Source organism: Vreelandella sp. H-I2, assembly GCF_052959335.1.
In genome coordinates this window covers 166,486-184,709 of the sequence record NZ_JBRAMC010000006.1, presented here as the reverse complement: position 1 = coordinate 184,709, position 18,224 = coordinate 166,486, and the positions used below count along the sequence as shown (strand labels likewise).

Here is an 18,224-nt window from a genome sequence, read left to right as displayed (position 1 = left end):
ACCCAATCTTATGCTAATCCCAGCAGCTGGCTCATCACCTAGCCTCACTTCGCTTAGCCCTATACGCTCACTCTCCGCAACATACCTTTAATTTACGGCCACTACCACATAAGCATGGGTCATTTCGGCGCGGTTTTAAGCGGGTAAGCGTAGGGGTGCCATCAACGTACCACCAGCGCTGCTGTTCTTTAACGAAGCGAGAGATCTCTTCCAATACATGCCAACCTTTTCGCCCACGCCCACTGTCATAAAAATAGGCACGAAAATGTACCTGGCCACTATCCCCAAGCGCAGGCTCGGCGCTCATAATAACCAGTGACTTCCACTCAGTTTGAGGATCAGGCGCAAGTTCTGCAGGCCGTGTGGTGGGATGCCATGTTGCCAATAGATAATCGCAATGCCCTAACACAAACGCCGAATAGCGAGAGCGCATTAGCGCTTCAGGTGTCGGCGCCACCTCGCCCTGATGATAACGGCCACAACATTTATCAAGCGTTAATTCGCTACCGCAGGGGCAACTTACCTCAGTCGCACGGGTCATAACTTAAGCTCTTTAGCCACGTCTTTTATAGATTAACCGATACGTCTTATGCGCGTCGCCCGAGGTGTATCACTATTGTTTCGATATTCGCGCTGCGTTAGGTATATAGTGGTGGGGCAACATATTCAGACGATGGAGTACGAATCACGATTGATCATTCTTTCCAAATTTTTTGGAGGTTCTCCTATGAAGGTCTTTAAACCGGAATGGCAGTGCACGTTTAGCGTAAACGAAGGCGCGGAAGAATCAGCAACTTGGAAAGAGAAAATCGCGTGGCGGCTCAGGGGAGTTGCTGATCGGCTAGAAGGTGGCGGGCGCACGGTTAAAATTGACTACCGAGTGACGCCTGCGGTTAGCCAACACGAAGTGGATACTTGCTTAGGCAAGGGCTTCGAAGTAACTCAGCGCCTGCTAACGCAGTTAGCCCAACAGCAGGCGTGCGAAGATGTGATGCGCCATGCCAAAGCGGAGTTGTTTGAAGAACACCCTCAACACTGACTTGGTAGATCAAAAAATCCCACCCCTTTAAACCGGGTGGGATTTTTATTTATCCATAGCTCAGCCATAGTTCAGCGTTAAGCAGGCCTTTCGAGTGCCCTGCCCATTTTAGCTAGAAAATCCTGGCACGCATCGAGCTGTTCAACATCGATATACTCATTGGGTTGGTGCGCTTGGGCAATACTGCCGGGGCCAAGAATAATCGTTTGCAGCCCTTGTCCTTGGAACTGCCCTGCTTCCGTGGCATAAGCCACTGCGTGGTTACAGCAGGCGGCGGTTAAATGGTCTTTGGCTAAGCGCAGCACCTGGTCATTATCTCGGTCGGCCAGCCCCGGCACCGTGACGTTAAGGGACTCGGTGGTAATATCAACGGCCTTGCCTTTGGCCTTTAACTCTGCAGTTAACTGCTCACAGAACGCCTCATAGCGCGCGTATATTTCGTCGAAGGTATCCGTGGGCAGATGGCGAATCTCCCACTCGAACTGGCACTCTCGCGCCATGATATTGATCGCCGTACCGCCTTTGATTTTGCCGACGTGTAGGCTGGTATGCGGCACATTAAAGGCCTCATCGACCCGGCCCTCTTCAACTAACGCCGCCATGGCGTCTTCAATAAAAGTGACGAGTCTGGCCGCTACATGAATGGCAGAGGTGCCCTGGTTAACTTGGCTGCTGTGGGCTTCGCGACCAATCACCGTGGTGCGCAGATTTGTCGCCCCTTTCTGCGCCACCACCGGCTGCATGCTGGTGGGCTCGCCGACAATAACGTGAGCCGTAGTGGAGTAGTGCTCGTAGAAGCGCTTGATCAGGCTCGGCGCACCCACGCAACCAATCTCTTCGTCATAGGAGAAACCCAGATAAATCGGCTGCTGCAGAGGCGCTTTCGTCCAAGTGGGCACCATCGACAATACGCAGGCAATAAAGCCTTTCATATCGCAGGTGCCGCGACCGTATAAGCGATCATCGCCGCCATCACGCAGGGCGAAAGGGTCGCTCGACCAGGGCTGACCCGCCACCGGCACCACATCGGTATGCCCAGAGAGCATCACCCCGCCCGGCGCCGCGGGGCCAATTCTTGCGATCAGGTTGGCTTTGGTACCGCAGGGGCTCATCACCCGCTCGGCGCTGACGCCGTATTCGGCCAAATAGCCTTCCACATACTCAATCAGCGCCAGATTGGATTCACTGGATGTCGTATCAAAGGCAACTAGTTTTTCGAGCAAAGCGATAACTTGGGACATAACGCTCTCTTTCTAAAGTGTCTTACCGCTAACCCTATCACTGGCATGGCGCTACGCCTACTCAACCTGTTCAGGCTAAATTTAATTGCGAGTTCATCACGCATTCATCAAAACGTCATCTACACTTTCTATTGTTCAGTGCATCCAAAAACCTTAATAAACGCATTGCACGCCTGATCAAATTCAGGCCCACAAGGAGCTGTTATGTCTCGTTTTACACTGCATGCGCTTGCTGTTGGTGTCGCTACTGCCAGCCTGAGCTTGTCTGCCCACGCCGCCACTGACATTAGCTGGTGGCACGCCATGGGCGGCCAACTGGGTGAAATTCTTGAAGGTATCACCGACGATTTTAACCAATCCCAGGATGAATATCAGGTTACGCCCAGCTACCGCGGTACCTATGCCGAAACCATGACCGGTGCTATTGCCGCTTTCCGTGCCAATGAGCAACCGCACATTCTGCAAGTGTTTGAAGTCGGTACCGGCACCATGATGAACGCCGAAGGCGCCATCTATCCAGTATACGAGTTGATGGAAGAGCATGGTCGCGCTTTCGATAACGACGCATTTTTGCCTGCCGTTGTCGGTTATTACACCGACACCAATGGCAACATGCTGTCGTTTCCGTTTAACTCCTCCACGCCGATTATGTACTACAACCGCGACATGTTTGAGGAAGCGGGCCTAGACCCTGAGCAGCCCCCCGAAACGTGGGAAGAGCTGGCCGAGGCATCTCGCCAGATCGTCGAATCCGGTGCCGCCAGTTGCGGATTTACCTCCTCTTGGCCGAGTTGGGTGATGCTAGAAAACTTCTCCGCCATGCATAACTCCCCACTGGGCACACTGGAGAACGGCTTTGGCGGTATGGAAACCGAGCTGAATTTCAACAATGAGCTGGTCGCCCGTCACTGGGATAACCTACATGACTGGCAGGAAGAAGGTGTTTACCGCTGGGCTGGCCCCGGCACCGGGCCGGATTCCGAGCCGATGTTCTACTCGCAGGATTGCGCCGTTTTCTTTGGTTCCTCGGCCTCTCGCGCAGATGTGGCCGCCAATTCAGATTTTGAAGTCGGCTTCGGCATGCAACCCTACTATGCCGACGTAGACGGCGCACCGCAGAACTCGATTATCGGCGGCGCAACGCTGTGGGCACTTCAAGGCCATAGCGACGACGAGTATGCAGCCGTTGCGGCATTCTTCGAGTATCTTTCCCAGCCCGAAGTGCAGGCACAGTGGCACCAGCAAACCGGCTACTTGCCCATCACCCAAGCCGCTTGGGATTTAAGCAAAGAGCAGGGTTACTACGAAGAGAATCCTGGTGCGGATATTTCGTTAAAACAGATGACCCTCAACGAGCCAACCGAGAATTCGAAAGGTCTGCGCTTTGGTAACTTCGTACAGATTCGCGACATCATCTCCGAAGAGATGGAGGCCGTGATGACCGGTGGCAAAACCGGGCAGGAAGCGTCGGACGACGCGGTTGAGCGCGGTAATGCCCTACTGCGTGACTTCGAATCCGCCAATCAGTAAACAAACATTCACTTCGCCGCTTACCCTACAGGGGTAGGCGGCGCTTTCGTTTATTGATGCTTATGTTTGCCCATACTTTGCAGAGCTGCCCATGCAAACCAAACGCATGACCTTTCCGGGGCGCTGGCTGCCTTTCGCCCTGCTGGCGCCCCAGGTGATCATTACCCTGATCTTTTTTATCTGGCCGGCGGGCCAGGCGCTGTATCAGTCGTTATTACGCGAAGATGCCTTTGGGCTGCGTTCAACCTTTGTAGGCCTTGAGAACTTTGCTCGGCTATTCCGTGACGGCAGCTATCTCAATTCACTGTCGGTCACAGTCGTGTTTGCGGTGGGCACCACGCTGGTGTCAATGTCAGTGGCGCTATTGCTGGCCAGCACCGTGAACCGGATGATTCGTTCGCGCAGCACCTACACCACGCTACTGGTATGGCCCTACGCCATTGCCCCCGCCCTTGCTGGCGTATTGTGGTGGTTTATCTTCAACCCCTCCATCGGCATCGTGCCCTATATGCTGGAAATGCTGGGTTACCAGTGGAACCACCGCAATTCGGGTAGCGATGCCATGCTGCTGGTCATTCTTGCCGCCGCCTGGAAGCAGATCTCCTATAACTTTTTGTTCTTTCTGGCGGGCTTACAATCCATTCCGCAATCGCTGATTGAAGCCGCCTCCATTGATGGCGCCAGTCCTATTAAGCGTTTCTGGACGATTATTTTTCCACTGCTCTCACCGACCACGTTCTTCCTGATGGTGGTCAATGTGGTGTACGCCATGTTCGACACCTTCGGCATTATCCACACCACCACCCAAGGCGGACCGGCCCAGTCGACCAATATCCTGGTTTATAAGGTCTACGCCGATGGTTTTGTGGGGCTCAACCTGGGCTCTTCAGCAGCTCAATCGGTGATTCTTATGGTGATCGTGGTGGCACTGACAGTGATTCAATTCCGCTTTATCGAGCGGCGCGTTAATTATTAACAAGCCCATTTAACAGGCCTTGTTGTCGGGCCTTGTGGAGAGAGTGACAAAATGGTTGAAAACCGCCCCTGGGCCAATTTTTTCGCCCACGCCGTGTTGATTATTGGCGTGGTGCTGGTGATATTCCCGGTTTATATCGCCCTGGTGGCGTCGACACAGGCCCCTGATGAGCTACTGCGCGGCACGATACCGTTACTGCCCGGCAGCCACGGAATCGAAAACTATAGGCTGATGTGGCAATCCGGCGTATCGACAGCTAATTCACCACCCGCCGCCCAGATGCTCTGGAACAGTTTTATCATGGCCATGGCGATCACCGTGGGTAAGCTGTCTATTTCGCTGCTGTCCGCCTTTGCCATCGTCTACTTCCGGTTCCGCTTTCGGATGTTCTTTTTCTGGCTGATCTTTGTCACCCTAATGCTACCGGTGGAAGTGCGCATTATTCCCACCTTTCAGGTGGTCGCCGATCTCAACATGCTCAATAGCTTTGCCGGGCTGTCGATTCCGCTGATAGCTTCGGCCACCGCGACCTTTCTGTTCCGCCAGTTCTTTATGACCATTCCCGAAGAGATGCTTGAAGCCGCCCGTGTGGACGGTGCTGGGCCGATGAAATTCTTTAAAGACATCTTAATGCCGCTCTCGGTGACCAATATCGCCGCGCTGTTTGTGATCATGTTTATCTACGGTTGGAACCAGTACCTTTGGCCGCTACTGATCACCACCGACCCCGACTACACCACCATCGTCATGGGCATTCAGCGTATGACCTCAGAAGAGAACCCAAAGTGGCAACTGGTGATGGCAGCGGTGGTGATGGCAGCGCTGCCGCCGGTGTTAGTGATTCTGTTTATGCAACGCCTATTTGTGAAAGGCCTGACCGAGACGGAGAAATAAGATGGCCAGCATTACCTTGGAAGGGCTAAAGAAAACCTACAGCGGCGATGTTCACGCTGTCAAAGGCATCGATTTACAGATCGAAGATGGGGAATTCGTGGTGCTGGTGGGGCCTTCCGGCTGCGGTAAATCGACCCTGCTGCGCATGGTGGCGGGGCTTGAAACCATTACCGAAGGCACGCTCAAAATCGGCGAGCGGGTGGTGAATAATCTCGAACCCGCCGAGCGTGACATCGCCATGGTGTTCCAAAATTACGCCCTCTACCCGCACATGACGGTGTACAACAACCTCGCCTATGGGCTGAAGAACCGCGGCTTTAATAAAGAGGAGATTGAAAAACGCGTGCGCATTGCCGCAAAAATGCTTGAGATCGAAGAGTTTTTAGAGCGCAAACCGCGCAAGCTTTCCGGCGGCCAGCGGCAGCGGGTAGCCATGGGTCGCGCCTTGGTACGCGACCCCGCCGCGTTTCTGTTTGACGAGCCGCTTTCCAACCTGGATGCCAAACTGCGCGTGCAAATGCGGGTGGAGATCAAGCAGCTACAACGACGCCTTAAAACCACCAGCTTATATGTGACCCACGACCAGCTGGAAGCCATGACCCTAGGAGACCGCTTAGTGGTACTGAACGCCGGGCAGATTGAGCAGGTGGGCACGCCCATGGAGATTTACGCCCATCCGGCAACCATGTTCGTCGCCGGGTTTATCGGCTCTCCCGCCATGAATATGCTGCCGGTTGAGTACTTACATGCGCGGGGTGCTAGCGGCCTACTGGATAACCTACCAGCGAACACGGATATTGTCGGCATACGCCCGGATGACATGCTCTTAACCCCGCCGGAAGAACCACATCTCATCGTAGAGTCAACCCTGGAGCTCTTTGAAGCCGCCGGTGCCGAAAGCCACCTGTATGTACGTCTCGCCGACAGCGACCAGCCCACCGTGATTCGTGTGTCGGGCCAGCCACCGGTCGCCGAAGGCGAGACCCTGCGATTTTTTATTTCCCGCGGAGCTCTACACCCTTTCAACAGCGTCACGGGAAAACGCACAGGGGATTGAAAGCCTGACCCCCCGAAAAACAAGACAAGTAAAACAAGTCAACGGAGAAGCCATGCGCTACATTAATTGAGCATCACGCCTTTCTGTTCACTTAACTCTTTATCCGAGTAGCTTACGGATCTCCCTTGATGAGTACTGAACCTTCATATGTCGATGACCTGTATCGTGAGCACTCCCGGCGCGTGCAGGCGACGCTGATACGCCTGCTGGGGGATTTTGAACTAGCCGAAGAAGCCATGCAGGATGCCTTTGTGGCGGCTGTTCAACAGTGGCCGGTTAACGGCAAACCTGACAACCCCACGGCATGGCTAATTCGCACCGGCTACCACTGCGGTGTCGACCAAATTAGGCAACGCAGTACCGCGCGCCGACGGGCCCACTTGCTGTTACCTATAGAAGAGACGCTGGATCTTGAGCCCAGCACTATCGAAGACGATGCATTGCGGCTGCTGTTTACCTGCTGCCACCCAAGCTTGAGCATGGAAGCACGGATTGCCCTGACCCTCCGCGAAATGTGCGGATTAACCACCGAGCAGGTGGCAAGCGCGCTGTTAATGAAACCGACGACGCTGGCACAGCGTATTGTGCGTGCCAAGCGTAAGATCCGCGATGCACGCATACCCTATGCCGTCCCTTCACAGGAAGCGCTACCTGAGCGTTTACCCGATGTGCTCCAGGTCATTTATTTGGTCTTTAATGAAGGTTACTCACGCAGCACGGGCACCAGCGTGGTTGATATCAGCCTGACGCGCGAGGCGTTGCGTCTTGGCGCTGAGCTTGCACGACTGTTGCCCCAGGGCGAGGTGTTTGGGCTGATGGCTTTGATGTTACTTAATGATTCCCGTCGTGATGCACGCCAGGATAGCGACGGTGAGCTGGTAACCCTGGATGCTCAGGACAGACGCCTATGGCGCCAAGAGGATATCCAGGTCGGCATAGCGTGGCTAGAACAGGCGCTGGCGCTCACCCCCACCGGGTACTACACCCTTCAGGCGTCGATTGCCGCCGTACATGCCCAGGCTAGCCGCGCCGAGCAGACCGACTGGGGGCGTATCGTCAGGCTCTACGATGCTCTCTGCCGACGTTTTCCATCGCCCATCCTGGCGCTTAACCGTGCGGTCGCCATTGCTATGAACGGTGCGCCCGATACCGGCCTGAAGTTACTCGACGACATCGCGCATCACACGCAAATCAGCCGCTATCACCTGTTTTATGCCGCTAAAGCGGATTTACTGCGTCGCCAAGGTCAGCATGAGGCCGCGCGCAATGCTTATCACCAGGCACTGCAATTGGCTACCCTGGATCCAGAAAAGCGCTTTTTGCACAGGCGGCTGGCTGAAATAGAGCACTTTTCATAAAAAAGTGCTTAGGCTATGTCGATTCAAGAAGACGCCAAACGACTATAGAGAGTCACTACCCTGTCCTTCCAGGAGGCTCTCAATGAAATTCATGCTGATACGCCGTGCCGATGCCAACACCGAGAATGGCGTTATGCCATCCCAGGAAATGCTTGCCGCCATGGCCGCTTATAACCAGCGCATGACCCAGGCAGGCGTGTTTTTGAACGGCGATGGTTTACGCCCGACCAGCGATGGATGCCTGATCCGCTTCGACAATGGTGTTCCCACCATTATTCCTGGGCCGTTGTCTCCAGCCAGTGAACGTATTGCTGGCTATAGTGTTCTCGAAGCCCCCTCCCTGCAGGCGGCCATTGAATGGGCCCAGCAGTGGCCCACCCAGGATGCTGATGGCAACGTGACCCTTGAGCTTCGGCGCTACTTTTCGCTGGAAGATTTCGAGCCCGGCGCCGGACTTGAGCAGCACCGTACTCTCGCGCGTGTACCGGATGCCATGAACGTTCATGTCGCTTTTCCCGGTTCCTGTCGAGAAGCCATGCAGTTCTATGCCGACATAACCGGCGGGCATCTGGAATGCCTGTTGACCTACGCTGAAACGCCAGCCGCTGAACACTCACCACCGGAACTCCATGACCGCATCATCCACGCTTCGCTGAACCTGCGTGGCCGCCGCTTAATGGGCGCCGATATGGCAGCTGACTGCTATACACCACCGCAAGGGGTAGAGGTTCAGTTGGAGTATCAGGATATCGATCAGGCCGCACGCACCTTTGCCCAACTGGCAGAGGGTGGAAAGATCACCATGCCGTTTGAAGCGACCTTCTGGTCACCAGGGTTCGGCATGGCTACCGATCGCTTCGGTATTCACTGGATGGTTAACGTTTCGTCAGACAACTGCCTCTCGACAACAGAAGGAGACGCCCCATGAAGTACGTTGCGCTGGTGTATTACCAGGAACAACTCATCAACGCCATGAGTGAACAGGAATGGCAAGACCTGAATCAGGAGTGCATTGCTGGGGTAGAGCGCCTGAGCGCCAGCGGCAATTACCTAACCGGCCAGCCATTACAGCCGACCGAGACCGCAACTACTGTGCGCGTACGTGATGGCGAGACATTAATCTCCGATGGCCCCTTTGCGGAAACCAAGGAGCAACTGGCGGGTTTTTACCTGCTTGAAGCCCACGACTTGAATGAGGCGCTGCAGCTAGCTAGCCGCATCCCTCCCGCCCGGCTGGGCAGTATTGAGGTACGCCCCGTTCGAGAACTTCCCCCTAAAGCAGAATCCCAAAAAGAACCAGGAGAACAGCCATGAGTAAGCTTGCACACCCTTATGTCGATGGTTTCGTCGCTGCTGTACCCAGCGCTAATAAAGCTGAGTTTATTGAACATGCCCGTACCGCGGCCGTTGTTTTCAAGGAGCACGGTGCACTTCGCGTGGTGGAGTGCTGGGGAGACGATGTGCCCGAAGGGGAAGTGACCTCTTTTCCCATGTCGGTTAAGTGCCGAGATGACGAAACGGTTATCTTTTCCTGGATAGAGTGGCCATCGCGCGCCGTGCGCGATGAGGCAATGCCGAAGGTGATGCAGGACCCACGTCTACAGATGGACACCAACCCAATGCCCTTTGATGGCAAGCGCCTCATTTTTGGAGGCTTTAATAGTATTATCGATGAGTAGTGGCGGGATTTCGGCAATCTTGTACCATCCGCCCCACCAGGGGCGGTTTCAATCAATGTTGTTACTCACCCTCAAGATCCGAGATTAGGGCCTTCATTTCGGCGATCTCTTCCCGTTGCGTTTCGATAATCGCATCGGCGAGTTCCCGCACGCGGGGGTCCTCTATTTGGGCACGCTCACTGGTCAGAATGGCAATGGAATGATGCGGTATCATCGCCTTCATATAGGAAACGTCATCCACCGTCTGCTGGCTGCGCACCAGCCACAGCGCTCCGACAAATACCACAATGCTGCCTACCAAAATGGCCATATTCATGCCCTTTTGGGTATACATGTCCAGCATAAAACCCAGCATGACCACCGCCATCGTGGCGCCCATTACGATCGCCATATAGGTGCGTGTTTCACTGAACGTCACGTGGTCTAGCTGGTAAGTGTTCAGGTACATCAATCCCAGCATGATTATGGTGGCCGTCACGATCATGGCGCCGAAACGTACATACATTTTCATCGACTTCCTCCTTGAATCAATCATCGGCGTTACGAGTGTAGATACGGATCCGCTATCTTGCCGAATGGCAGCGCTTGAAACGCTCTATATGAAGACGGCGCGTTGGTGCTGTCATAAATCCGTGACGAGAACGTCATCTTAACTACACCTTTCCTTCATTGCCGGCTGCCACCCTGACTACCACTTCAATGTAGACGTATTTCGCCGACAGGATAATGACTAATGCATAAAGCCAATATTTGTAAATTACGTATTCGTACCACAGCTTTGAGTCTAGCTATTGCAGGAGTTGCGACATTTGCCACGCCGTCGGTGTTCGCCAATGGCGATTTGAGCAATGTGTGCCCCAACCCGATGCGTATGGCGGATACCGGCATTGAAGGTATGGGGCCGCTTGAGGATGCTTTCGGCCCCTTCGCCGAAGCGTTTGAAACAACCACAGGTCTTGAACTGGAGATGTTTAGCCTGAGCAACCGCACGGCTGCAGGTACTGCGCTGCAGTATGACGATGTTGAGCTTGTGTTTGCAGGTCCTTCTGAGTTTGTTCTGTTTGACCGCGAAAGCGATATTGAAATTTTGTTTGCCATTGAGCGCCCGCATTACGGCAGCAGCTTTTTTGTGCCTGCCGACAGCGATATCGAAACGCTTGAAGATTTGGAAGGCCGCCGCGTGGCGCTAAAAGATGTGGGCTCCACCAGCGGACATATTTTCCCCAGCCAGATGTTGGTCGACGCGGGACTGGATATTGACCGTGACCTGGAAATTATCATGGCCGGTGATGCACGCATTGCGGCATTCGTTAATGGTGACGTGGATGCCATGGGCGGCGGCAACCGGGATATCGATGAAATTCAGGCCATGGATCCAAACGGTGAGTACCGCGTGATTGCCAAAAGCGATGTACTGCCTGGCGACCCGGTGGTGATGCGTGGCTCACTTGATGATGCCTGTAAAACGGCTCTACGCGATTCGCTCAAAACTAATGCCGACACGCTGTGGAACGCGTTGATTGCCACTGATCGCAACGAAGACAAGTTCCTAAACCGCGACTCATCACTCGGCTTTGACCGCACCAATGCGGATTATGACGTGGTTCGCCGCGCCTACGAAGCGGCAGGTATCGAACTCTAAGCCTCTCCATTTTCTCGCCACATACCAGCACAAGGATGTGCTGCTTATAAGTAGGTTTGACCATGAACATTCGACGTATCCACCTCCTGTTGTTAATACAGGAGGTTTTTTTATGAAGGCCATCAATGTCCACAATCTGCATAAACACTACGGGCAACTGCACGTTCTTCGTGGCTTAACGCTGCAGATTCCCCAAGGCGAATGTGTCATTTTGCTGGGTGCAAACGGCTGCGGTAAATCGACTTTGATGCGCTGCCTTAACGGCCTGACGCCTCTCGATCAAGGCGAGATCACCATTTTGGGCGACTCCCTCAGTCACCTTTCTAAACCCAAATTGCGTCAACTACGTCGCAAAATGGGCGTGGTTTTCCAGCAGTTTAATCTCGTGCAGAACGTGAGCGTTTTTCAAAACGTGCTGTATGGCGCCATGGGGCAGCAACGTTTAGGCCTGCTCTCCTCGCTCGGTTGTTTTGCCACTCATGAACTTCGCGAGCGCGCCATGGCATCGCTTGAGCGTGTTGGGTTAGCGCATAAGGCCCACGCCGATTGTCGTGAGCTTTCCGGTGGGCAACAACAGCGGGTGGCGATTGCTCGTACGCTAATGCAAGACGCCGAGATCATTATTGCCGACGAACCAATCGCTAGCCTCGATCCGAAAGCCGGTAGAGAAATCATGGATTTGCTGCTGGACGTAGTAACGGAGCGACGTTTAACCGTGCTGTGCACGCTGCATCAGCTGGAGTTAGCCCAGCAGTACGGCGATCGTATTATCGGTATGAAAACGGGCCAAATAGTCCTTGATACGCCACGGCAGGAAGCATCGCTTACCACTATGCAGCAGCTCTATCAGGGCGACGTGCGGGTTGGCCAAACCTCCGCCCCTACTGTTGATAACGCCGCCCTCCCCACTACCTGATAATAACGAGGCACCCATGCTGAACCGCAGTACACCACCTATGCCGCCACGTTTTGCCACGCCCTCTCCGTTTACCTGGGGCGTGATGTTGGTTTTTTTAGCGCTGTTTATTCAAGGCATCATGGCCACCAACTTAACCCTGGAACGCTTGCTCCGTGGCGGCGTCAATTTAGTGCACTTTATAGGGCGCGCGTTTCCACCCGACCTAGCCGATCTCGATGTGCTGGCGAGGTCGATGTTTGAAACCCTCAACATTGCCATTGTCGGTGTCACCTTTGGTATTATTTTAAGCCTGCCGTTTGCACTACTGGCCGCTCGCAACACCTCACCCACCCCGTGGATTCGCTCCACCACGCGCTTGGTGATTGCCACCATGCGCACCATCCCAGACCTTATTTGGGCGCTTATCTTCGTAGTAGCGGTTGGCTTAGGGCCGATTGCGGGAGTACTTGCGATTGTGATGGACACCATCGGCTTTGCGGCCCGTTTCTTTTCGGAACGCATTGAAGAGGTTCACCCAGGCCCTTCCGAAGCACTCAGCGCCACAGGCGCAGGTAGGCTGTCGGTGATCGGTGGTGCCATTTTGCCGGAAACGTTGGCATCAATGACGGCAACAAGCCTCTATAGCGTTGAGAAAGCGCTGCGCTCGGCGGTGACGCTTGGCCTAGTGGGGGCTGGGGGCATCGGGGTTGAACTAGCCGCTGCCATGCGCCTGTTTAACTATGACCGCGCGTTCACCATTATTCTGGTGATTCTGATTGTGGTCATTGGCTTTGAGCAGCTCTCCTCGCAAATTCGAAAGCGTGTAATTTAATATAATCAGGCTGATTATTTAAACGCTAAAAACCGGTGTGGAATTACCCACACCGGTAAAGATCGAAACATGCGAGCTAACTAAAAGCTAAAGAACTAATTCAAAAATTAATGCAACACTACCGCTAACATCACTCTATTAATTAGAAGTGATAGCGAGCGCCTAATGCGTAGTACATATCTTCTTCGAAGTCATTAACCGCATCCAGGTTACGATCGTTCAATTCGAGGAACATATCGAAATTGCTAGACAACTTGTACATTGAGCCTAATGCCCAAGCGTTACGCTTATCGCTCGCGCCATCTACGTCGATGTTGTAATAATCGGCAAAGAACTTCCAGGAATCGATAGTGTAAGTAGCACCAACACCGATTTTATCGAAACCACCACCGTGAACATCGTCATCCCCGCGGGTTTCATAACCTACGCGCGCAGAGAAAGCATCCGTAATAGCAAACTCGCCCGTAGTGCCATAACGCACTTCACCGTTACCGCCACCGCGTACCGTATCTTCTACATAACCAAGCGCTAAACGAGCAGGGCCTGTTTCGTAGACAACACCACCTTGGGTGGCAATAACGGATCCTTCGGAAGTCTGCTCGGCTTCAGTCAAACCACGCTCAGAGAAGTGCTTAGCAGAAATAACCGCCTGAAAGCCACTCATTTTAGGCGTTTTATAGCCAATAGAGTCGCCGCGTGCCTGGGTACCACCACCCGCAAACTCGTAGCCGCGTTCAACGTAAACATCGAACGGCGTCATCACGTAGTTATCATAGAAGCTGTTGTAATTACCGGCCATGAAAGTACCGTACTGCTGGCTTTCCAGACCTAGGTAGCTGTTGCGCACTTCATCGAAACCAGAGTCCTGGTTACGCTCGTCGCCGGTAAAACGCCACTCTACACGGGCGAAGGCACGCAGGTCAGAGGAAATCTGGTGGCCAGCAGTAATCCGTAAACGCGAGCCGAAATTACGGAACTCTTCGCCGTTATCAACACCGTTGTCAATACCACCGCCTTCAAACCCCATAGCGATGCGGCCATAGATTTCGAGATCGGTACCGTCTTGGTCATAAACGGTAGCTGCTTGTGCTGCAGTGGCTCCTAACAAACCGCTAACGGCCAGGGCCAGTGTCGTTTTTTTAAACATGTTCGTTCCCATTGAAGTAGTAAATACTTGCGCTTTGCGAAGGCACAATGAAGGACGAATAACGCCTCAACGCAGGGAACCTTAAATCAGTTATATTTCATTAATCTTAAAGTTTTAATTTTTTATAAATTATTTTTTTAAATAATATTTTAAATAAAACCGCCACCAAACCTTCATATTTACATGTTATTTAAGCTAACAGTTGATGAAGGCTAATTTCATAATGTTATATATGTCATCACCACGGAAGTGCTTCGCCATTGCTATGCCAAAATCCACCACTGTTATCCAACGTCAGTGCTTCAATACGCGCAGCAATACCTAAAGCCGCTTCTTGTGGACTAATCAAACCGCCAAAATTAACCATGCGTGTTTGCACATAGCCAGGGTGGAGCTGAGCCACCGCTATACCTTTGGGCTTTAAATCCATTGCCAGCGATTTACCAAACGCGTTAAGCGCCGCTTTAGAAGCACGGTAACCATAACGCCCACCTGAGTCGTTATCGGCGATAGAGCCCATTCGGCTGGTAATATTGGCGATTTTGCTGCCTTTTTCGAGATTGGGTAGCAAAGCTTGAGCGACCCGCAACGGTGCATAAGCGTTGATTTCCATCTGCTCGCGAATACTGTCGAAATCAATATCACCCAGCGACTCATCACGAAGCAGTCCGGCATTGTTAATTAATAGAGCGATTGCTTGCCCATTGAGCGCTTTGACTAGCCGGTCGATATCATCAGGCTGAGTAACATCAATGCCCTCAATCACCTGATGAGCCACACGCGCTAGTTCTTCAGATGTCTGCCGACAAACGCCGACTACCTGCCAGCCGGCATCAAAGTAGTGCGCTGCCAGCGCCAAACCGACGCCGCGGTTGGCTCCAGTAATAATAACTGTCGATTTCATGTTGGTTGTCCTATTGCCATTACTTGTGCCCCTTGCCATGCTTAAATGATAACCGTGCGGCGATGACATGAGCGTGAAGTGAAACGTCCTTTCAGACTATGCGGGACGTGACTATGTGGGAAGTGGCTAAGCGGGACGTTTGTTGTCTGCACCATTAGCCAACGCATAAGAGGTACCCAGGATGCGCTCCGCGCCTGAGTAAATATTAAAGCGTCCCTCACGCAGGAAGCCCACCAACGTTATGCCGAACTCTCTCGCTAGACGCACCGCGTAACTACTAGGGGCGGAGATAGCACAGACAACCGACACCCGCGCCATGATGCATTTCTGAATGAGTTCAAAACTGGCGCGCCCACTTAACAGGATAATGCGGTCGTCAAGGGGTAGTTGGCCATTCAATAATGCCCATCCATTTAACTTATCCACCGCATTGTGGCGCCCAACATCCTCTCTTAATGCCAGTAGCTGTCCACTGGCATCAAACAATGCAGCGGCATGTAACCCGCCGGTTTGCTCGAACAGCTTTTGATGCTTGTATAATTCTGCTGGTAAAGACAATAACAATTGGCGATGTAGTGGCGTCGAAAATGTCAGGGGTTTCAGCCCCTGCATTATCTCCAAGTTCAGCTTTTTTTTGCCGCACACGCCACAAGCACTGTTAGAGAGCGATGACCGCTCCAGTTGCTCGGCCTTGGTGGCACTAAAGCGTTTTAGCACTACTTGTACAACATTGGGCTGCCCGACGAGATGGTCGATAACCTCAAAATCATCTTTTGTTCGCGCCAGCCCCTCACTCAGCATCAGCCCAGCCGTCAGTTCCCGGTCGTGGCCTGGCGTTCGCATCGTGATAACTGGCTCGGCCCCCGCCAAACGGATTTCTAACGCCTCTTCGATGGCCAACGCGTCTTCTCTTACAGTGATACCTTGGGTATCCAAGGTGAGGATATCCAAATGCATATCACCGTACTCATGCATGTTCATTGCTACATCCATTGTAAACCCCTTGCCTTAGCCTCTTCCTGAGTCGCTCCCCTTTTTCAACCGATCACCGCTCTGCTCTCTTTGAGGCTAGTTCAGCTTTTACGCTCTGCCAATAAGAGGCGTGCGTAAGCGTTCACATGCCGTCACCTACCGCTGAGCAAACCGCCACTCATGCCTGAATGCCGATGGGGTCTACTCACTAGGATGTCATCGCTTATTCATTTGCTTGACTCTGCATTGTCATTCTCTGCACCCACACTCCCTTTAAACGTGATAAAGGGATGAATCGCTCATGCGACTGTGCATCGTTAGTGAAACATGGTCTCCGGATATCAATGGCGTCGCCCATACGCTGAGCCGGTTAAGCTATGAACTCAACCGGCAAGGAGTGCCGGTTGACGTTATTCGACCACGCCCCCAAATCGACGCTAGCGCCACTGGGGTTAACCGCGAGCTGCAGGTTCAGCGCTTAGCCTTGCCCGGTTACTCCGATGTACAAGTGGGATTGGTGACACCTGCCACCCTGCGCCGCTTTTGGCAGAAACATCGTCCTGCCGTTATCTACCTAGCGACACAAGGCCCACTTGGGTGGGCGGCTCGCCAAGCGGCCCGGCAGCTCAATATCCCCTTGGTGGCTGGCTGGCATACCAACTTTGACCATTATTGCGAAGATTATGGCGTTACGTGGCTAGCTTCAACGGCTCGACGTTACCTGCGCTACTTCCATAACGGCTGCGCACTGACGTTGGTACCTACCCATCTGCAAGCTAAATCGCTTAAGCAACAAGGCATCCGAGGTGTCCATGTCCTGTCACGTGGGCTGGATGGCGAACGCTTCTCTCCTGCCTATCGCGATACTCAACTGCGCCAGCGATGGGGGGTTAATGAGCATCAGCCGGTCGCCCTGTACGTTGGTCGATTAGCAGCGGAAAAAAACCTCACGTTGCTGCACGAGAGCTTCCAAGCGATGCGCGAGGTGCGTCCCGATATCGCTCAGGTGATCGTAGGTGATGGCCCCGGGCGGGCACAGTTAGAGAAGGCGCTGCCCGACGCGCATTTCACCGGTTTCGTGGGGCAAGAGGCGCTTGCTCGCCACTATGCCAGCGCGGACCTATTCATTTTCCCCTCGCTTTCAGAGACCTGGGGGAATGTGGTCGCAGAAGCTATGGCCAGCGGCTTGGCCGTGGTGGCTTACGACCACGCGGCTAGCGCCGAGCTCATTAACAGTGGACACAACGGGATCACTGTACCCGCTGGCAATAGTGCTGCTTTTCAACAGGCAGCGGTAGACCTGTGCCAACATCCGGCTGACTACGCTCGCTTGGGTCGAGTAGCACGTTTACGTGCACTGGAGCAGAGCTGGATGGGTATTGCCGAGCAGTTTTTGCATTACTTACACCAAGCCCTGGAGTCTCATCATGCGCCCGCGTCCGCTTGTCGTATTCGACCGTCTTGACCTGCTGGAGTGGCAGTTCTGCCAACGTATATCACGGCTAACGCTCTATCGCCCCTGGCGTATCACCTTGCAGGCCGCTAGCCGTTTAGGCGATTGGCCTGTTTGGGTGTTGCTTATTCTTGCCCAGCCTTGGCTCCAGCCGAATGGTGCTTGGCGATTGATGCAGTACAGTGTCATCGCGTTGTTTGCTGTGGCCGTTTATCGGCTTGTGAAAACGCGTTTATGCCGTGAGCGGCCCTTTATCACCTATAAATCGGGCATCCAGTGCTGCGAACCAGCACGCGATCGTTACAGCTTCCCCAGCGGCCATACCATGCACGCAGTAATGTTCAGTGTGTTAGTGGCCACCCACACTCCCTGGTTACTCCCTATAATTCTGCCGTTAACCCTGCTGATTGCGATCTCCCGAGTCGGCCTGGGGTTGCACTATGTCAGTGATGTACTGGCAGGTGCGGCGATGGGCTATGTCTTTGCCCTGCTCAGCCTTTATTGGATGGGGTAAACACCGTCTTCGCGAAATGAGTCACCAAGCGCTATGGTTAATCCAACCTTGTCTCTTTTAAACGCTCCCGCTTAGCATTATTAGCGGT

20 protein-coding genes are annotated in these 18,224 nt (G+C 53.5%); 14 read left to right on the top strand and 6 right to left on the bottom strand.

Going from position 1 to position 18,224, the window contains the following annotated elements:
* Positions 1 to 67: 67 nt before the first annotated feature.
* Complete coding sequence (locus ACUVOF_RS16035) at positions 68 to 541, bottom strand: YchJ family protein (RefSeq protein ID WP_447045292.1); 474 nt, start codon at positions 539 to 541, stop codon at positions 68 to 70.
* Between the two features lie 186 nt (positions 542 to 727).
* Between ACUVOF_RS16035 and ACUVOF_RS16030 the strand changes: the two genes are divergently transcribed.
* Positions 728 to 1,039, top strand: a complete 312-nt coding sequence (locus ACUVOF_RS16030; protein WP_064235036.1) for a hypothetical protein — start codon at positions 728 to 730, stop codon at positions 1,037 to 1,039.
* 77 nt (positions 1,040 to 1,116) lie between these two features.
* Here the strand turns inward: ACUVOF_RS16030 and argE are convergent, their stop codons facing one another.
* Entirely contained in the window at positions 1,117 to 2,280 is a 1,164-nt protein-coding gene (argE, locus tag ACUVOF_RS16025; RefSeq protein ID WP_447045291.1) for an acetylornithine deacetylase, read from the bottom strand.
* 204 nt (positions 2,281 to 2,484) lie between these two features.
* Between argE and ugpB the strand changes: the two genes are divergently transcribed.
* The 8 genes from ugpB (at position 2,485) to ACUVOF_RS15985 (ending at position 9,774) form a co-directional block, all read left to right on the top strand.
* Positions 2,485 to 3,810 (top strand): sn-glycerol-3-phosphate ABC transporter substrate-binding protein UgpB, encoded by a 1,326-nt coding sequence (gene ugpB / locus ACUVOF_RS16020; RefSeq protein WP_447045290.1) that lies wholly within the window; start codon positions 2,485 to 2,487, stop codon positions 3,808 to 3,810.
* Between the two features lie 91 nt (positions 3,811 to 3,901).
* Positions 3,902 to 4,786, top strand: coding sequence for a sn-glycerol-3-phosphate ABC transporter permease UgpA (gene ugpA, locus ACUVOF_RS16015; protein WP_447045289.1), 885 nt, complete (start codon positions 3,902 to 3,904; stop codon positions 4,784 to 4,786).
* A 51-nt stretch (positions 4,787 to 4,837) separates the two neighbouring features.
* Positions 4,838 to 5,680 (top strand): sn-glycerol-3-phosphate ABC transporter permease UgpE, encoded by an 843-nt coding sequence (gene ugpE / locus ACUVOF_RS16010; protein ID WP_447045288.1) that lies wholly within the window; start codon positions 4,838 to 4,840, stop codon positions 5,678 to 5,680.
* Position 5,681: 1 nt separating this feature from the next.
* The gene (locus ACUVOF_RS16005) at positions 5,682 to 6,737 is read left to right on the top strand and encodes a sn-glycerol-3-phosphate import ATP-binding protein UgpC (protein WP_447045287.1); all 1,056 of its coding nucleotides are present in this window, start codon (positions 5,682 to 5,684) and stop codon (positions 6,735 to 6,737) included.
* A 128-nt stretch (positions 6,738 to 6,865) separates the two neighbouring features.
* A complete protein-coding gene (locus ACUVOF_RS16000) occupies positions 6,866 to 8,095 on the top strand; it encodes an RNA polymerase sigma factor (protein ID WP_447045286.1) in 1,230 nt (409 codons plus the stop codon).
* A gap of 82 nt (positions 8,096 to 8,177) precedes the next feature.
* The gene (locus ACUVOF_RS15995; RefSeq protein WP_447045285.1) at positions 8,178 to 9,023 is read left to right on the top strand and encodes a YciI family protein; all 846 of its coding nucleotides are present in this window, start codon (positions 8,178 to 8,180) and stop codon (positions 9,021 to 9,023) included.
* The gene (locus ACUVOF_RS15990) at positions 9,020 to 9,409 is read left to right on the top strand and encodes a YciI family protein (protein WP_447045284.1); all 390 of its coding nucleotides are present in this window, start codon (positions 9,020 to 9,022) and stop codon (positions 9,407 to 9,409) included. Before ACUVOF_RS15995 ends, ACUVOF_RS15990 begins: the two co-directional genes overlap by 4 nt.
* Entirely contained in the window at positions 9,406 to 9,774 is a 369-nt protein-coding gene (locus ACUVOF_RS15985; protein WP_447045283.1) for a DUF1428 domain-containing protein, read from the top strand. Before ACUVOF_RS15990 ends, ACUVOF_RS15985 begins: the two co-directional genes overlap by 4 nt.
* Before the next feature lie 61 nt (positions 9,775 to 9,835).
* On the opposite strand, the gene ACUVOF_RS15980 is transcribed toward ACUVOF_RS15985, so the two are convergent.
* Positions 9,836 to 10,285: a DUF305 domain-containing protein gene (locus ACUVOF_RS15980; protein WP_447045282.1), complete on the bottom strand. Its 450-nt coding sequence runs from the start codon at positions 10,283 to 10,285 to the stop codon at positions 9,836 to 9,838.
* A 222-nt stretch (positions 10,286 to 10,507) separates the two neighbouring features.
* Between ACUVOF_RS15980 and phnD the strand changes: the two genes are divergently transcribed.
* The 3 genes from phnD to phnE all read left to right on the top strand — a co-directional run bounded on the left by phnD (position 10,508) and on the right by phnE (position 13,146).
* Positions 10,508 to 11,416, top strand: a complete 909-nt coding sequence (phnD, locus tag ACUVOF_RS15975) for a phosphate/phosphite/phosphonate ABC transporter substrate-binding protein (RefSeq protein ID WP_447045281.1) — start codon at positions 10,508 to 10,510, stop codon at positions 11,414 to 11,416.
* 112 nt (positions 11,417 to 11,528) lie between these two features.
* Positions 11,529 to 12,332 carry a phosphonate ABC transporter ATP-binding protein gene (gene phnC, locus ACUVOF_RS15970; protein WP_447045280.1) on the top strand — a complete coding sequence of 268 codons (804 nt, stop codon included), beginning with the start codon at positions 11,529 to 11,531 and terminating at the stop codon, positions 12,330 to 12,332.
* A 16-nt stretch (positions 12,333 to 12,348) separates the two neighbouring features.
* Positions 12,349 to 13,146 carry a phosphonate ABC transporter, permease protein PhnE gene (gene phnE / locus ACUVOF_RS15965; protein WP_447045279.1) on the top strand — a complete coding sequence of 266 codons (798 nt, stop codon included), beginning with the start codon at positions 12,349 to 12,351 and terminating at the stop codon, positions 13,144 to 13,146.
* A gap of 142 nt (positions 13,147 to 13,288) precedes the next feature.
* On the opposite strand, the gene ACUVOF_RS15960 is transcribed toward phnE, so the two are convergent.
* The 3 genes from ACUVOF_RS15960 to fdhD form a co-directional block, all read right to left on the bottom strand.
* Positions 13,289 to 14,293, bottom strand: a complete 1,005-nt coding sequence (locus ACUVOF_RS15960; protein WP_447045278.1) for a porin — start codon at positions 14,291 to 14,293, stop codon at positions 13,289 to 13,291.
* A gap of 238 nt (positions 14,294 to 14,531) precedes the next feature.
* Positions 14,532 to 15,197, bottom strand: coding sequence for an SDR family oxidoreductase (locus tag ACUVOF_RS15955; protein WP_447045277.1), 666 nt, complete (start codon positions 15,195 to 15,197; stop codon positions 14,532 to 14,534).
* 126 nt (positions 15,198 to 15,323) lie between these two features.
* Positions 15,324 to 16,190 carry a formate dehydrogenase accessory sulfurtransferase FdhD gene (fdhD, locus tag ACUVOF_RS15950; RefSeq protein ID WP_447045276.1) on the bottom strand — a complete coding sequence of 289 codons (867 nt, stop codon included), beginning with the start codon at positions 16,188 to 16,190 and terminating at the stop codon, positions 15,324 to 15,326.
* A gap of 280 nt (positions 16,191 to 16,470) precedes the next feature.
* Between fdhD and ACUVOF_RS15945 the strand changes: the two genes are divergently transcribed.
* A complete protein-coding gene (locus ACUVOF_RS15945; protein ID WP_447045275.1) occupies positions 16,471 to 17,634 on the top strand; it encodes a glycosyltransferase family 4 protein in 1,164 nt (387 codons plus the stop codon).
* On the top strand, positions 17,597 to 18,136 hold the full coding sequence (locus ACUVOF_RS15940) for a phosphatase PAP2 family protein (protein ID WP_447045274.1): 540 nt from the start codon (positions 17,597 to 17,599) through the stop codon (positions 18,134 to 18,136). The genes ACUVOF_RS15945 and ACUVOF_RS15940 overlap by 38 nt, the downstream gene beginning before the upstream one ends.
* The last annotated feature ends 88 nt before the right edge of the window (positions 18,137 to 18,224 follow it).

Bases quoted from the DNA above. Each gene is read 5' to 3' on its own strand.
- ugpB (WP_447045290.1), top strand. From the start codon at position 2,485: ATGTCTCGTTTTACACTGCATGCGCTTGCTGTTGGTGTCGCTACTGCC.
- ugpA (WP_447045289.1), top strand. From the start codon at position 3,902: ATGCAAACCAAACGCATGACCTTTCCGGGGCGCTGGCTGCCTTTCGCC.
- ACUVOF_RS15990 (WP_447045284.1), top strand. From the start codon at position 9,020: ATGAAGTACGTTGCGCTGGTGTATTACCAGGAACAACTCATCAACGCC.
- phnD (WP_447045281.1), top strand. From the start codon at position 10,508: ATGCATAAAGCCAATATTTGTAAATTACGTATTCGTACCACAGCTTTG.
- ugpE (WP_447045288.1), top strand. From the start codon at position 4,838: ATGGTTGAAAACCGCCCCTGGGCCAATTTTTTCGCCCACGCCGTGTTG.
- ACUVOF_RS16005 (WP_447045287.1), top strand. From the start codon at position 5,682: ATGGCCAGCATTACCTTGGAAGGGCTAAAGAAAACCTACAGCGGCGAT.
- ACUVOF_RS16030 (WP_064235036.1), top strand. From the start codon at position 728: ATGAAGGTCTTTAAACCGGAATGGCAGTGCACGTTTAGCGTAAACGAA.
- ACUVOF_RS15955 (WP_447045277.1), bottom strand. From the start codon at position 15,197: ATGAAATCGACAGTTATTATTACTGGAGCCAACCGCGGCGTCGGTTTG.
- fdhD (WP_447045276.1), bottom strand. From the start codon at position 16,190: ATGGATGTAGCAATGAACATGCATGAGTACGGTGATATGCATTTGGAT.
- ACUVOF_RS15980 (WP_447045282.1), bottom strand. From the start codon at position 10,285: ATGAAAATGTATGTACGTTTCGGCGCCATGATCGTGACGGCCACCATA.
- phnE (WP_447045279.1), top strand. From the start codon at position 12,349: ATGCTGAACCGCAGTACACCACCTATGCCGCCACGTTTTGCCACGCCC.
- ACUVOF_RS15995 (WP_447045285.1), top strand. From the start codon at position 8,178: ATGAAATTCATGCTGATACGCCGTGCCGATGCCAACACCGAGAATGGC.
- ACUVOF_RS15940 (WP_447045274.1), top strand. From the start codon at position 17,597: ATGCGCCCGCGTCCGCTTGTCGTATTCGACCGTCTTGACCTGCTGGAG.
- ACUVOF_RS16035 (WP_447045292.1), bottom strand. From the start codon at position 541: ATGACCCGTGCGACTGAGGTAAGTTGCCCCTGCGGTAGCGAATTAACG.
- ACUVOF_RS15985 (WP_447045283.1), top strand. From the start codon at position 9,406: ATGAGTAAGCTTGCACACCCTTATGTCGATGGTTTCGTCGCTGCTGTA.
- ACUVOF_RS15945 (WP_447045275.1), top strand. From the start codon at position 16,471: ATGCGACTGTGCATCGTTAGTGAAACATGGTCTCCGGATATCAATGGC.
- argE (WP_447045291.1), bottom strand. From the start codon at position 2,280: ATGTCCCAAGTTATCGCTTTGCTCGAAAAACTAGTTGCCTTTGATACG.
- ACUVOF_RS16000 (WP_447045286.1), top strand. From the start codon at position 6,866: ATGAGTACTGAACCTTCATATGTCGATGACCTGTATCGTGAGCACTCC.
- ACUVOF_RS15960 (WP_447045278.1), bottom strand. From the start codon at position 14,293: ATGTTTAAAAAAACGACACTGGCCCTGGCCGTTAGCGGTTTGTTAGGA.
- phnC (WP_447045280.1), top strand. From the start codon at position 11,529: ATGAAGGCCATCAATGTCCACAATCTGCATAAACACTACGGGCAACTG.